Here is a 14,393-nt window from a genome sequence, read left to right on the forward strand (position 1 = left end):
AAAATAAACTATTTGATGATATATGGAGAGAGAGCTTCAAGTATCTGCTCTACATTATCCTCAGCATGAATATTAAGATCGATAGGCTTTGATAAGTCCAAGCTGAAGATACCCATTATTGATTTTGCATCTATAACATATCTTCCTGAAACCAAGTCAAAGTCTACATCGTACTTAGCTAATTCATTTACAAATGACTTTACTTTGTCAATGGAATTAAGGGAAATTTGAACTGTTTTCATATAATCCTCCATGGTTAAAAATATTATGACAAATGGTACAAATACTTTAGAGTATCTGTGCATTTAGTTCTATGTATATCCTATATAAATTTTTTGGTAAAGTCAATAATATTTGATAAGTTAGAAAGGATTTTTATGAAAACGGTTGCTTTTCATACTTTAGGTTGTAAGGTCAATACATATGAAACAGAGGCTATGCAGCAGCTTATGGAGGCCGCAGGCTATAGTTGCGTGGAGTTTGGAGAAAGAGCGGATGTATATATAATAAATACCTGTTCAGTCACAAATATCGCGGACAGAAAGTCCAGACAGATGCTTCATAGGGCAAGAAAAATGAATGAAGATGCTATAGTGGTGGCTGCAGGATGTTATGTGGAGTCTGCAAAGGATAAGATTGATGAAGATCTCAGTATAGATATAATTGTAGGTAATAATAATAAAAATGATATAGTGAATATAATAAATGAATATCTGCAAAACAAAAAAGAGAATAAATTCATTATTGATATAAATAAAGAGATTGAATACGAGGAGTTCAGTATAAGCAAAATAAATGACCATACAAGAGCATTTATAAAAGTTCAGGATGGATGCAATCAATTTTGTTCATATTGTATCATTCCATTTACCAGAGGAAGGGTAAGAAGCAGAAAGATGGAAAATATACTGGATGAGGTAAAGAATCTTGCTTCTTACGGATATAAGGAGATAGTACTTACAGGCATACATCTCTCTTCATATGGAGTTGATTTTTTGGATGAGTCATATAATAAGAGAATGGAAAAACTTACACAGACTGAGGAGAGTGATGAGGAATTTGTCAATAAAAACGAGCTACTTTGTTTAATAGAAAATATTGCGGATATAGCCGGAATAGAGAGGATTCGTATAGGTTCACTTGAGCCAAGAATTATAAAAGAGAACTTCATAAAAAGATTAAGTGTAATAGATAAGTTTTGTCCACATTTTCATTTGAGCTTACAGAGCGGATGTGATAAGACCTTGAAAAATATGAATAGAAAGTATACTGCTTATGAGTTTTATGAGGGAGTAGAGCTTATAAGAAAGTATTTTAATTCACCGGCTATTACCACCGATATTATTGTAGGTTTTCCGGGGGAATCTGAAAGTGATTTTGAAGAGAGCAGGAAGTTTATAGAAAAGGTGAAGTTCTATGAAACGCATATATTTCCATATTCTATTAGAGAGGGAACAAAGGCTGCAAAAATGTCACAAATAGATGGTAATGAAAAGGTAAAGAGAGCTAATATCTTAAATGAAATAAATATAAATAATCAAAAAGAGTTTAGAGATTTGAGACTTGGTAAAGAAGATGAAATGCTTTGTGAAGAATTACTGATAAAGGATGGCATAGAATATTTTACAGGATATACAAAAGAATATGTAAAAGTTGCTTTTTTAAACAGAGGCTTTAAGACCAATGATATCATAAAGGGAAAGATAGTAGATTTTCTTACAGATGATATACTCTTGATGAAATAAGATATTTTGCCGAGAATATTTATACACCTTTGAAATTGTAGCATACTATCTTTGTTAAAAAATAATATTGCAATATATCCTAGTATCGTGATAGAATAGAGCTTATTAGAAAAGGAAGCGTGATGATATGGATGTTCAAGATACACAATTTTTTAGAGCAGTGCAAGAAAATAAAATGGATGTAAATGAAGTCTTGAAGCTGGTATATGAAGCTTTAACAGAAAAGGGCTATAATCCATTAAATCAGATAGTCGGCTATGTGATGTCAGGGGATCCAACATATATCACAAGTCATAATAGTGCAAGAAGTCTTATCATGAAAGTAGAGCGTGATGAGATAGTAGAAGAATTATTAAAAAGCTATATTGATAAAAATCTTAGTTGAACTTTTTTAAGATGATAACTTAACAAGCCGCGTGATGGACCTTTTGGGGCTGGGTCATACAACAAAACATATTATGAAACAGTATGAGAAAAGATGTATGAGGAAGTTTGCTTGTAAGTAGACTTCTTTTATATTTTAAGGTCATATATCATGCCTATATTATGCATGACTTCCTAAATTATACAATGTAGGTAGGGATTTGAGCAGAGGTAAAATTGAAAGAAAGAATCATGGGACTTGACTATGGTTCAAAGACAATAGGTGTTGCTATAAGTGATGAACTTGGGCTTACAGCACAACCCTTTGAGACCATTGAGAGAAGTGGAGAAAACAAACTTAGAAGATCTTTAGCAAGGATTTCTGAGATAGTAAAAGAAAAGAATATAAGGAAAATAGTAGTGGGGCTTCCGGTAAATATGAGTGGTGAAAATGGAGAAAGAGTCGCTCTTACTTTAGCATTTGTGGAAAAGCTTAAATCAAGAGTGGATGTACCGATAATAATGCAGGATGAAAGGCTTACTACAATGGAAGCAGATGAAATACTGGATGAATCCGGAGTTAAAAAGAAAGATCGAAAGCAGTTTATAGATCAGATTGCTGCCGGTATCATTTTAAGAGAATATATGGAGAAGGAAAATGGACAATAATAGTGTATTTTTTGTAACTGAAGATGGAGAAAATATTGAATTTAATATTATAGATGAAACTAAGTTAAATGGTATCAGCTATATATTGGTTACAGACAGCCCACAAGATGAAAGCGGAGATTGTTATATTATGAAGGATATTTCATCAGAGGATGAAGAGGAAGCAAATTATATCTTTGTAGAAGATGAGAATGAGCTGAATGCAGTATTTGAAATATTTGAAAAAATGATGGATGAGGATATAGAAATCATAAAATGATTTTTGATGTGAATATATTTAATTTAGAAAGGAATGAAATTTGAACGAGAATGAGAAAAATCCATTGCTGAATATGCAAAGAATAATGCAAGAAAGCAAGGAGCTGAGTGAAGCCAGTGCAAGTGATATGGGTGATACTGTGCAGGAGAAGAAAGTAAAAAAAGAGAAAACTGTAAATGCAAGATTAAAGCATGAACAGAGTAATAAGAAAGCTACAGTACAAAAGAAAACCAAAACTTTAGAGACTACAGATGAGATCAAGCCGGTGAGGAAAACTGCGACAAAAAAGACAAAGACTGCAAATGCAAAAGAAGCGGAAGGCACAGTTGATGAGACAAAGAAGAGCAGAGCAAGGTATGTAGGACCTACAGATAAGAATGTACCGTCTTTAGCAGAGCAGGTATCAAGCATTTTGATGGAGAACACAAATAAGAAGAAAAAAGGCAGAACAAAAAAAGCAGGAAAAAAAGTTAAAATCATACCACTTGGTGGACTTGAACAAATAGGTATGAATATCACTGCTTTTGAATATGATGACAGTATCATGGTAGTGGACTGCGGTCTGGCATTCCCAAGTGATGATATGTTGGGCATAGATTTGGTAATACCTGATATAACATATTTGAAAGACAATTATCTGAAGGTAAAAGGCTTTTGTATAACACATGGACATGAGGATCATATTGGAGCGTTGCCATATATATTAAAGCAGCTGAATGTGCCTGTGTATGGTACAAGACTTACCTGTGCTTTGATAGAAAAGAAGTTAAAAGAGCATCAAATTGATGATACTGCAAAACTTAATATAGTAAAATATGGAGATACCGTAGGCCTTGGAGATTTTAAAGTGGAGTTTGTAAAAACAAATCACTCTATTGCAGATGCTGCTTCACTTGCTATATTTACTCCGGCAGGAACTATCTTCCATACAGGAGACTTTAAGGTTGACTATACTCCTGTATTTGGAGATCCGGCAGATCTTGGAAGAATGGCTGAGATTGGTAAGGCAGGTTGTCTTGCTATGCTCTCAGATTCTACCAATGCAACAAGAGCCGGTTTTACCATGTCAGAGAGAACAGTCGGAAAGACCTTTGATCTTATATTTGCAGAGCATAGAGACAGTAGAATTATAGTGGCTACATTTGCTTCAAATGTGGATAGAGTACAACAGATAATAAATACTGCATACAAGTATGACAGAAAGGTAGTGGTAGAAGGTCGAAGCATGGTAAATGTTATAGGAACTGCTGCCGAGCTTGGATATATTGATATTCCTGAGGGAACCTTAATAGATATCGACCATCTAAAGGATTATCCACAGGAGAAGACAGTTATCATTACAACGGGAAGTCAGGGAGAGTCTATGGCAGCTCTTTCAAGAATGGCTTCATCCATACATAGAAAGGTTGAAATAGTGCCGGAGGATGTAGTAATAATGAGTTCGACACCTATTCCCGGAAATGAGAAAGCAGTTTCAAAGGTTATAAATGAGCTTTCTATGAAGGGTGCAGAGGTGATTTTCCAGGATACTCATGTATCAGGGCATGCCTGTCAGGAGGAGATAAAACTTATGTATTCTCTGTTAAAGCCCAAGTTTGCACTGCCTGTGCATGGTGAATATAGGCATCTTATGGCAGGAAAATGTCTCGCTGAGGCTGTAGGTATACCAAGCGAAAATGTGCTTATTATGTCAAGTGGAGATGTGGTAGAGCTTAGTGAAGATTCTTGTAAGATAGCAGGTCATGTTGAAGCCGGTGGTGTCTTTGTAGATGGACTGGGTGTGGGTGATGTCGGAAATATCGTGCTTCGTGATAGGCAAAGCTTGTCACAAAATGGTATAATAATAGTGGCAATGAGTCTGGAGCATGGAACAAATAGATTGCTTTCAGGTCCGGATATAGTTTCAAGAGGATTTGTGTATGTGAGAGAGTCTACTGATTTGATGAATGAGGCAAGTGCTGTGGTGAGAGAGGCTGTGGCTGATTGTCTTCATGCCAGAATCACAGATTGGTCAAAGATAAAAAATGTTGTAAGAGATTCTTTAAGCGAATTCTTATGGAAGAGGATGAAGAGAAATCCTGTGATATTGCCGATAATAATGGAGATACATTAGTAAATGAGCAAAGAAACTACATCAAAGAAGAAGACAAAAAGAAGATTGGCTTCATTCTTTGGGAAAATAGTTATCTATATCTTGATTCTTATACTGATAGCGGGTATACCCTTTGCCTATCAATTTGGGCATAGTATATTTTACGGTTCAAGTGTAGATATCCCTCCGGGCAGAAATGTGGGGGTAAGCATAGATGAAAATACAAGTTTTGGACAGCTGGCAGATATTCTATATGGTGACGGTATTATAGAGAACAAGTTTTCATTTGAGATACAAGCTAAGTTTTTTGATATCAGAATGCATACAGGTGATTATATTTTTAACTCATCACAGACTTCAAGAGAGATATTGGAAATGATTGATGAAGGGGCTTCGGAGAGCAATTACAATGATAACAAATCCTAGAATTTTGGAATATTTGGATATTATCTCTCCACTAAATTCACCTACAGTAGAAAAAATAAGGTCTGTAGCAAAGACAAATTATATTCCAATTATTAAAAGAGACACAGAAAATCTTTTAAAATTTGTTTTGCGAATGCAAAACCCACAAAAGATTCTGGAGATTGGTTGTGCAGTCGGGTATTCAGCTATAATTATGTTGGAAAACTCTAATGCTGATATAATTACTATAGAAAAAATGCCGGAGAGAGTAAAAGAAGCTAAAAATAATATAAAATATGCTAATATGGAAAAAAGAGCGAATGTAGTGGAAGGAGATGCCGGGGAAGTGCTGGAGAAACTAATAAAAGCAAATGAAAAGTTTGATTTTATTTTTATGGATGCAGCTAAAGCACAGTATATCACCTGGTTGCCAATGGTAAAGGCTCTTTTAAAAGATAATGGAATGATTTTTTCTGATAATTGTTTGCAAGAGGGAGACTTGTTAGAGTCTTCCTTTGCGATAAGAAAAAGAGATAAGACCATACATAAAAGAATGAGAGAATACATATATCTTCTTTTGCATGATAAGGATTTGGAGTCATGGATATTTTCAATAGGAGATGGAGTTTTACTTAGCAAAAATAGGAGGTAATTTGAGAAGTTTAGAACTTTTAATACCTGCAGGCAATCTTGAAAACCTAAAGGTTGCAATAGATTACGGTGCTGATGCAGTATATATAGGTGGTGAGTTTTTTAGCCTTAGAGCAAAGGCAAAGAATTTCACTAAGGAGGATATGAAGGCAGGAATAGAATATGCCCATAAAAGAGGCAAAAAGATTTATGTAACAGCAAATATCCTTGGACATAATGATGATCTTGAAGATGCAAGGGGTTACTTTGAGGAGTTAAAAGAAATAGGTCCGGATGCTCTGATAATATCAGATCCGGGAATATTTACCATTGCAAAGGAAGTCTGGCCTGAGGTGGAGATTCATATATCCACACAGGCAAATAATACAAATTATGCTACATATCTCTTCTGGTGGAAGCTTGGAGCAACAAGAGTTGTTACAGCTAGGGAGCTTTCACTAGAGGAGATAAAAAAGATTAGAGACAGCATTCCTGAGCAAATGGAGATAGAGACATTTGTACATGGAGCAATGTGTATGTCATATTCAGGCAGATGTTTGTTGAGTAATTTCTTTACCGGTAAGGATGCTAATCGTGGTGAATGCACTCATTCCTGTAGATGGAAGTATTCAGTGGTTGAAGAAAAAAGACCCGGAGAATATATGCCGGTTTATGAAAATGAGAGAGGTACATATATTTTTAATTCCAAGGATCTCTGTATGATTGAATATATTCCGGATCTTATAAAGGCAGGTATAGACAGTTTTAAGATAGAAGGTAGAATGAAAACTGCACTCTATGTGGCAACGGTGGCAAGAACCTATAGGAAGGCTATAGATGATTATCTAAAATCATCTGAAATTTTCAAGGAGAATTTGGAGTGGTACAAATCTGAGATAGGAAAATGTACCTACAGAGAGTTCACTACCGGATTTTTCTTTGGAAAGCCTGACAGTGATACACAGATTTATGATAGCAATACCTATGTAAAGAATTATATTTATATAGGAACAGTGAATGAGGTGGATGAAAAAGGAAGAACAATATTCAATCAAAAGAACAGGTTTTTCGTTGGGGACAGCATAGAGGTTATGAAAAAGAATGGTGAAAATATTGCTCTACGTGTTGAGTCAATTGAGGATGGAAAAGATGAAAAGATGGATAGTGCTCCACATCCTTTGCAACTTTTGAAAGTGACATTTGATAAACAGGCAGTTGAAGAAGGAGATATATTACGAATTTATAATCCCGAAAGAGGATAATGGAGGTATAATGATTATATTTATACTTGGTATACTATGTGGGATATATGGAACTGTAGTTATTTTTATGACAGGCTTTTTGGAATTGCAAAATTACATATGGTATGTATTTGCATTTGTATTTTTTGCCCTTGGTAAACTTTTTAAACTTTATCTAAATAAGAGAATTCCATTGTGGTCTGTGGTATCTGTCTATACTTTGGCGACTCTTGGAATTCTTATTTTTATTATAACGGTAGTAATAATAAGATTGTCACTGCCAAAGAATGATGAGCCCGGACTTGATTTTTTGATAGTGCTGGGATCAAAGCCTGATATGGAAAAAAATGGAAGTGAAGCGAAGTACAGACTTGATAAGGCTATAGAGTACATTGAAGAAAATCCCTACACAATGCTGATAATAAGTGGTGGCATTACAAGAGACGGAAAAATAGAAGCAATTGAAATGGCGGATTATCTGATAGAAAACGGTATAGATAGAGATAATATTTTAGTAGAGATAGAGTCGCATAATACTAGAGAGAATTTGATATATTCCAAAGCACTGATTGATAAATACAACGAAGATATGAAAAGAAATACAAATCTTATAATTATAAATGATATAGGACCGGTGCTGGAGGTGGAGGACAGACCTCAAACTATAGGTGTTTTGACAAATGATTTTCATATATTCAGATCAATGCAAGCTGCAAAAAAGATAGGATATACACAAGTTTTTCCGATCAGTGCAAGATCTAACAAAGTTTTATATTTACATATGATGATGAGGGAGACATTTGCAATTTTGAAGTACAAGTTTTTAGGATATATTTAATATTTTTATTAAGGAGGCAGGATATTGAAAAATTATAATATTGAGGAACAATTAAATCGTATAAAAGACTTATCTACATATGAGATAAAAGATATATCAGATATAGAAGAACTCAGTGTAAAAGCTGTTGTTCTTGAACATAAAAAGACTAAGGCAAGAATATTTACATTGCTTGCAGAGGATAATAATAAGGTATTTACTATCGGATTTAGAACACCTTCAAAGGATTCAACAGGAGTTGCACATATTTTGGAGCATTCGGTACTTTGTGGTTCTAAGAAGTTCCCTGCAAAGGATCCTTTTGTAGAGCTTGTAAAGGGTTCTCTCAACACATTTTTAAATGCAATTACATATCCTGATAAGACTGTTTACCCGGTTGCATCATGTAATGACAAGGATTTTGATAATTTGATGGAAGTTTACCTGGATGCGGTATTTTATCCTAATGTATACAATGAGGAGAAGATATTTAAGCAGGAGGGCTGGCATTATGAAGTAGTGGATGATAAGGGAAATCCTGATGAAAACGGTGATATTATACTCAATGGTGTAGTATACAATGAGATGAAGGGTGCTTTTTCATCTGCGGACAGTGTGCTGGAAAGATCTATAACAAAGGTATTATTTGAGGGCCATTCCTATGGTGAGGAATCAGGTGGAGATCCTGACTTTATTCCTACTTTGACATATGAGAATTTCCTTGATATGCACTCAAAGTACTACCACCCGTCAAACTCATATATTTATCTCTATGGAGATATGGATATGGCAAAGAAACTCGAGTGGATAGACAGAGAGTATCTTGATAAGTTTGAATATAGAGAAGTAGACTCAAAGATAGAGGAAGTAAAGACATTTGACAGTGTAAAAGAGGCAAACTTTGAATATCCTATTACAGAGGCTCAGGGTGAGGAAAATGCGACGTATCTTTCATGGAATACTCTGGTAGGCGGAGAGCTGGATCCGGTTGTTTCTATGGGATTTCATGTACTTGAGTACATAATGATAGATGCACCGGGAGCATATATTACAGATGCACTGATAGATGCGGGTATCGGTGAGGATGTATTTGGAGGGTATGCAAATGGAATATCGGTACCTTATTTCACTGTAACTGCAAAGAATACAAATCTTGATAGAAAGCCTGAGTTTTTGGCCATTATAGAGGGAACTCTGAGGAAACATGCAGATGAAGGACTTGATAAGGAAACTATAAAGGCTGCCATCAATGTGTTTGAGTTCAAGGCAAGAGAAGCTGACTATGGTTCATATCCAAAGGGACTTATGTATGGACTTTCAAGTTTCGATTCTTGGCTTTATGATGCAGACCCTACAATACATTTAAGATTTGAAAATATTTTTAAGACTTTGAGAGAAGAAGTTGATAATAATTATTTTGAAAATCTAATACAGAAGTATCTTCTTGACAACAAGAATACTGCGATAGTTACTATGACACCTAAGAAGGGACTTACTACAAAGAAGGATGCGGATCTTAAGGCAAAGCTGAAAGCATTTAAAGATACATTGTCAAAAGAAGAAATAAAGAAGATATATGAGGATACTTTGGAACTTAAGAAGTATCAGTCAGAGCCTTCAAGTGAAGAAGCATTATTAAAGATTCCGCTACTAAGCAGAGATGATATAAGCAGAGAAGTAAAGATGCCTGAGTATGAAGAAAAAAGTGTAAAGGCTTCGGGAAAAGATATACCTGTAATTCATTCCAAAGTATTTACATCAGGAATCAATTATCTGAAGTTCATCTTCAATATTGATTTTGCAAATGAAGAAGAGCTTATGTATTTGGCACTTTTAAAGGAAATATTGGGATATATTGACACAAATAAGCAAAGCTATGCGGCACTGTCTACGAATGTAAATTTAAATTCAGGAGGAGTTGGATATGTTATAGAGGCATTTGCTACTAATGCCAACCCAATAGACTTTACTTTTGTATTTAGTGTAAATGCTAAAATTTTGTATGGAAAAGAATCTTGGCTCTATTCTAATGTAGCAGAAGTACTCACAATGTCAAAGCTTGAGGATAAGAAGAGAGTAAAAGATATAATAGCTGAGGTGAAGGCAGGTAAAGATAGACTTGTTGCATCAGGTCATATGACTGCACTTACCAGAGCAGGCTCTTATATATCAAAGGAACTTTTATTTAACGATTTGACAAAAGGTATTGCTTATCTTAACTTCCTTGAGAATATAGATATTGAAAAAGATTTTGAAAGAGTTTATGGAAATTTGACAAGACTTTCAAGAATTACTTTTAGTGCTGATAATCTTTTGATACATACCATATGTGATGAAAAGGGATATAAGAATGCATTTAACGGAATAGAAAGTCTTACAGACAGTCTTTTCAAAGAAGGCACAAAGCCTGAAAAGGCAATATTAAAAACAGAAATCAAAAATGAGGGATTTGTAACACCTTCAATGGTAAACTATGTTGCAAGATTTGGAAACTTTGTAAATCACGGATTTAAATATACAGGAGTTTTAAGAGTACTGAAGGTGCTTTTAAGTTATGACTATCTGTGGAACAATATCAGAGTAAAGGGCGGCGCATACGGATGCAGTGCAATCTTTGGAAGAAGCGGAAACTCAGGTTTTATTTCATTCAGAGACCCTAATGTTTCAAATACAAATAAGGTATATGAGGGCGTAGTGGACTATGTGAAGAACTTTACGGCAAATGACAGAGAGATGACCAAGTCTGTGATAGGTGCGATCAGTGAGATGGACACACCTTTGACACCTTCAAGAGAAGGATTAAAGGGCTTAATTGCATACTACTCAAAGGTAAGGCTTGAAGATCTGGAAAAGGAAAGAGAAGAGGTTTTAAACACAAGTGATGAAGATATTAGAGCTTTGGTACCACTGATTGAATCCATACTTTCAGATAAGCTTATCTGTGCTATTGGAAATGAGGACTTGATAGAAAAGGATAAGGATCTATTCAAAGAAGTGAAGCATCTTTATAAGGATTGATAGGAGAATATATGAAATCAGGTTTTGTTGCCCTTATAGGGAGACCGAATGTAGGAAAATCAACATTGATGAATACGCTGATAGGTCAAAAGATAGCTATAACATCAAATAAGCCACAGACCACACGAAACAGAATACAGACTGTATTTACAGATAAGAGAGGTCAGATAGTTTTCCTTGATACTCCGGGTATACATAAGGCGAAGAATAAGCTAGGAGAGTATATGGTAAAGGTATCTACAAGAACTCTAAGAGATGTAGATATGGTACTATGGCTTGTAGAACCAAGTACATTTATAGGTGAGGGAGATGAGCATATATTTGAAATTCTCTCAAGTGTAAATATACCGGTAATACTTGCTATCAACAAGATGGATTCACTAAAGCAAAAGGAAGATATGCTTGAGGTAATAGCAAAGTATTCATCCAGAATGCAATTTGCTGAGGTAGTACCGGTATCTGCATTGAAAGGGATGAATACAGATAAGCTTCTTGAGATTATCTTTAAATATCTTTCAGAAGGTCCTATGTATTATGATGAGGATACAGTTACAGACCAGCCTATAAAGCAAATAGCAGCGGAGCTTATAAGAGAAAAAGCACTTAGATTTTTGCAGGAAGAAATACCACATGGTATAGCGGTGGAAATAGATACCTTCAACTACAGAGAAACCGGAGATATGGTGGATATTGAGGCAGCTATAGTATGTGAGAAGGACTCACATAAGGGAATCGTTATAGGAAAGGGTGGCAGTATGCTAAAGAGAATAGGTACTGCGGCGAGAAAAGATATAGAAGGTCTACTTGAAAGTAGAGTTAATTTGAAGCTTTGGGTAAAGGTTAGACCTAAGTGGAGAGATTCTGACGTACAGATGAAGAATTTCGGTTACAATCCAAAGGATTTATAATGTGAAAGATTTTATAGAATTGACGGGCATTGTTATAAAATCAATGCCAATCGGTGATTTTGACAGGAGAGTTACTATATTTACAAAGGAAAGGGGTAAGATATTTGCCTTTGCCAGGGGAGCCAGAAGAATAAACAATCAAATGATGGGTTTTGCAAGAATGTTCGCCTATGGCAAATTCAGGCTATATGAGGGGAGAGATTCCTATAATATAATAAATGCTGATATAGCCAATTATTTTGAAGAGATAAGTGCAGATATAGAGATGACCTGCTATGGTACATACTTCCTGGAGATGCTTGACTATTATACCAGAGAGTCATTGGTAGATATAGAGAGTTTGAAGCTTATCTATTATACTTTGCTTGCTCTTACCAAAAAATCCATACCGAATCGCTTAGTAAGAAGGATATATGAGCTTAAACTGATGGCATTAAATAGTGATTATGACGAAAGACCAAAACTTAAGGATAAGACTGCCATATATACTTGGGAATATATCATATGTTCAAGACCTGAAAAGCTTTTTACCTTTGTGATAACTGAAGAAGCTTTAATTGAGATAGAAGAAACTCTGGATGTTATGATGAAAAAATATATAGATAAACGTTTTAATTCACTGGATATATTAGAGGATATTTTATAATAGCTATTGACATATGAAAAATTTCTGCTAAAATCATTTATGTTCGGCAAAGACGCCTATATAGGGAGTCTTTGCCTTTTTATATATTTGATTCAACCGATTATTTAAGAGTTGAACTATAAGGAGTATTTTGAGTATTCAAAGTACAAACAAAGCCTAGGAGGTAAGATTTATGTCATATGTAGAAGAGATTTTAGAGAAGGTTGTAGCTGCAAACCCAAATGAGCCGGAGTTTCATCAGGCTGTTAAGGAAGTTTTAGAGTCATTGAAGCTAGTAGTTGATGCCAATGAAGAACTTTACAGAAAGAACGGTATATTGGAGAGACTTGTAGAGCCTGAGAGAATTATTTCGTTCAGAGTTCCATGGGTTGATGACAATGGAAATGTACAGGTAAACAAGGGATATCGTGTACAGTTTAATAATGCAATAGGTGCTTACAAGGGAGGGCTTCGTTTCCATCCTAGCGTAAACCAGTCAATACTAAAATTCCTTGGATTTGAGCAGGTACTTAAAAACTCACTTACAGGACTTCCAATGGGTGGAGGAAAAGGTGGTTCAAACTTTGATCCTAAGGGAAAATCAGACAGAGAAGTAATGGCATTCTGCCAGAGCTTTATGAATGAACTTTATAAGCATATCGGAAAAGACACAGATGTACCTGCAGGTGATATCGGTGTAGGAGCAAGAGAGGTTGGATATCTTTTCGGCCAGTATAAGAGGCTTACAACATTATTTGAGGGTGTTCTTACAGGAAAGGGGATTCCGTTTGGTGGTTCTCTTGCAAGAAAAGAGGCTACAGGCTATGGTCTTGTATATATTCTTGATGATATGCTTAAGGCAAATAACAAGGAACTTGCAGGTAAGACAGTGATCGTTACAGGTTCAGGAAATGTTGCAATTTATGCTATAGAGAAGGCACAGCAGCTTGGTGCAAAGGTAGTTGCACTTTGTGACTCAAACGGTTATGTATATGATGAGAACGGTATCCAGCTTGATATTGTAAAGGATATCAAGGAAGTAAAGAGACAGAGAATTTCAGAGTATGCAAACAGAGTATCTTCTGCTAAGTATACACAAGGTAAGGGTATCTGGAATATTAAATGTGATATCTACCTTCCATGTGCTACTCAAAATGAACTTGATCTTGACGGTGTAAAAGCACTTGTGGCTAACGGTTGCTTTGCGGTAGCAGAGGGTGCAAACATGCCTACAACTCTTGAGGCAACAAAGTATCTTCAGGAGAATGGAGTACTATTCATGCCGGGTAAGGCTTCAAATGCAGGTGGAGTATCTGTTTCAGGTCTTGAACAGAGTCAGAACGCCATGAGACTTTCATGGACATTTGAGGAAGTTGATGAGAAGCTTAAAGGCATTATGAATGATATCTTTACAAAGGTTGACGATGCGGCTAAGAGATACGGTCAGGAAGGCAACTATGTAGCAGGTGCTAATATTGCCGGATTTGAGAAGGTTGCAAACGCAATGATTTCACAGGGAATTGTATAAAATTAAATACATAAGCATTTAAAAGCCCTTTTTTGAGGGCTTTTTTTTATATCCTATTGACTTACTAGGAATTAAGCCTTAAAATCCAATTAT

Annotated in this window: 14 protein-coding genes; 13 read left to right on the plus strand and 1 reads right to left on the minus strand. The window is 35.4% G+C overall.

What is annotated here, in order from left to right; genetic code table 11:
* Window positions 1–8: 8 nt before the first annotated feature.
* The gene (locus D4A81_RS02675) at window positions 9–242 is read right to left on the minus strand and encodes an HPr family phosphocarrier protein (RefSeq protein ID WP_007593716.1); all 234 of its coding nucleotides are present in this window, start codon (window positions 240–242) and stop codon (window positions 9–11) included.
* A gap of 135 nt (window positions 243–377) precedes the next feature.
* Here D4A81_RS02675 and D4A81_RS02680 point away from each other — a divergent pair, with 135 nt between their 5' ends.
* From D4A81_RS02680 to gdhA, 13 genes are all read left to right on the plus strand, one after another.
* A complete protein-coding gene (locus D4A81_RS02680) occupies window positions 378–1,745 on the plus strand; it encodes a MiaB/RimO family radical SAM methylthiotransferase (RefSeq protein WP_111525263.1) in 1,368 nt (455 codons plus the stop codon).
* A gap of 127 nt (window positions 1,746–1,872) precedes the next feature.
* The gene (locus tag D4A81_RS02685; protein WP_111525255.1) at window positions 1,873–2,130 is read left to right on the plus strand and encodes an IreB family regulatory phosphoprotein; all 258 of its coding nucleotides are present in this window, start codon (window positions 1,873–1,875) and stop codon (window positions 2,128–2,130) included.
* Between the two features lie 230 nt (window positions 2,131–2,360).
* Window positions 2,361–2,777, plus strand: a complete 417-nt coding sequence (gene ruvX / locus D4A81_RS02690; protein ID WP_111525254.1) for a Holliday junction resolvase RuvX — start codon at window positions 2,361–2,363, stop codon at window positions 2,775–2,777.
* Window positions 2,767–3,036: a DUF1292 domain-containing protein gene (locus tag D4A81_RS02695; protein ID WP_111525253.1), complete on the plus strand. Its 270-nt coding sequence runs from the start codon at window positions 2,767–2,769 to the stop codon at window positions 3,034–3,036. Before ruvX ends, D4A81_RS02695 begins: the two co-directional genes overlap by 11 nt.
* A 73-nt stretch (window positions 3,037–3,109) precedes the next feature.
* Window positions 3,110–5,149: a ribonuclease J gene (locus D4A81_RS02700; protein ID WP_408609886.1), complete on the plus strand. Its 2,040-nt coding sequence runs from the start codon at window positions 3,110–3,112 to the stop codon at window positions 5,147–5,149.
* Between the two features lie 3 nt (window positions 5,150–5,152).
* A complete protein-coding gene (locus D4A81_RS02705; RefSeq protein ID WP_111525252.1) occupies window positions 5,153–5,554 on the plus strand; it encodes a hypothetical protein in 402 nt (133 codons plus the stop codon).
* Window positions 5,538–6,185 (plus strand): O-methyltransferase, encoded by a 648-nt coding sequence (locus D4A81_RS02710; RefSeq protein WP_111525251.1) that lies wholly within the window; start codon window positions 5,538–5,540, stop codon window positions 6,183–6,185. The genes D4A81_RS02705 and D4A81_RS02710 overlap by 17 nt, the downstream gene beginning before the upstream one ends.
* 1 nt (window position 6,186) lies before the next feature.
* Complete coding sequence (locus D4A81_RS02715) at window positions 6,187–7,425, plus strand: peptidase U32 family protein (protein ID WP_111525250.1); 1,239 nt, start codon at window positions 6,187–6,189, stop codon at window positions 7,423–7,425.
* A gap of 10 nt (window positions 7,426–7,435) precedes the next feature.
* Window positions 7,436–8,242, plus strand: a complete 807-nt coding sequence (locus D4A81_RS02720; RefSeq protein ID WP_111525249.1) for a YdcF family protein — start codon at window positions 7,436–7,438, stop codon at window positions 8,240–8,242.
* A gap of 24 nt (window positions 8,243–8,266) precedes the next feature.
* Window positions 8,267–11,239 (plus strand): insulinase family protein, encoded by a 2,973-nt coding sequence (locus D4A81_RS02725; RefSeq protein ID WP_111525248.1) that lies wholly within the window; start codon window positions 8,267–8,269, stop codon window positions 11,237–11,239.
* Between the two features lie 11 nt (window positions 11,240–11,250).
* Window positions 11,251–12,147 carry a GTPase Era gene (gene era, locus D4A81_RS02730; RefSeq protein WP_111525247.1) on the plus strand — a complete coding sequence of 299 codons (897 nt, stop codon included), beginning with the start codon at window positions 11,251–11,253 and terminating at the stop codon, window positions 12,145–12,147.
* Window position 12,148: 1 nt separating this feature from the next.
* Complete coding sequence (recO, locus tag D4A81_RS02735) at window positions 12,149–12,793, plus strand: DNA repair protein RecO (protein WP_111525246.1); 645 nt, start codon at window positions 12,149–12,151, stop codon at window positions 12,791–12,793.
* 172 nt (window positions 12,794–12,965) lie between these two features.
* Window positions 12,966–14,300, plus strand: coding sequence for an NADP-specific glutamate dehydrogenase (gene gdhA, locus D4A81_RS02740; RefSeq protein ID WP_111525245.1), 1,335 nt, complete (start codon window positions 12,966–12,968; stop codon window positions 14,298–14,300).
* The last annotated feature ends 93 nt before the right edge of the window (window positions 14,301–14,393 follow it).

Origin of the sequence: Lachnoanaerobaculum umeaense (genome assembly GCF_003589745.1) — a bacterium.
Lineage (GTDB): Bacteria > Bacillota > Clostridia > Lachnospirales > Lachnospiraceae > Lachnoanaerobaculum > Lachnoanaerobaculum umeaense.

Coding starts and splice junctions, on each gene's coding strand:
- D4A81_RS02680 (WP_111525263.1), top strand. CDS start 378: ATGAAAACGGTTGCTTTTCATACTTTAGGTTGTAAGGTCAATACATAT.
- D4A81_RS02685 (WP_111525255.1), top strand. CDS start 1,873: ATGGATGTTCAAGATACACAATTTTTTAGAGCAGTGCAAGAAAATAAA.
- D4A81_RS02700 (WP_408609886.1), top strand. CDS start 3,110: ATGCAAAGAATAATGCAAGAAAGCAAGGAGCTGAGTGAAGCCAGTGCA.
- era (WP_111525247.1), top strand. CDS start 11,251: ATGAAATCAGGTTTTGTTGCCCTTATAGGGAGACCGAATGTAGGAAAA.
- D4A81_RS02720 (WP_111525249.1), top strand. CDS start 7,436: ATGATTATATTTATACTTGGTATACTATGTGGGATATATGGAACTGTA.
- ruvX (WP_111525254.1), top strand. CDS start 2,361: ATGGGACTTGACTATGGTTCAAAGACAATAGGTGTTGCTATAAGTGAT.
- D4A81_RS02710 (WP_111525251.1), top strand. CDS start 5,538: ATGATAACAAATCCTAGAATTTTGGAATATTTGGATATTATCTCTCCA.
- D4A81_RS02705 (WP_111525252.1), top strand. CDS start 5,153: ATGAGCAAAGAAACTACATCAAAGAAGAAGACAAAAAGAAGATTGGCT.
- D4A81_RS02675 (WP_007593716.1), bottom strand. CDS start 242: ATGAAAACAGTTCAAATTTCCCTTAATTCCATTGACAAAGTAAAGTCA.
- D4A81_RS02695 (WP_111525253.1), top strand. CDS start 2,767: ATGGACAATAATAGTGTATTTTTTGTAACTGAAGATGGAGAAAATATT.
- gdhA (WP_111525245.1), top strand. CDS start 12,966: ATGTCATATGTAGAAGAGATTTTAGAGAAGGTTGTAGCTGCAAACCCA.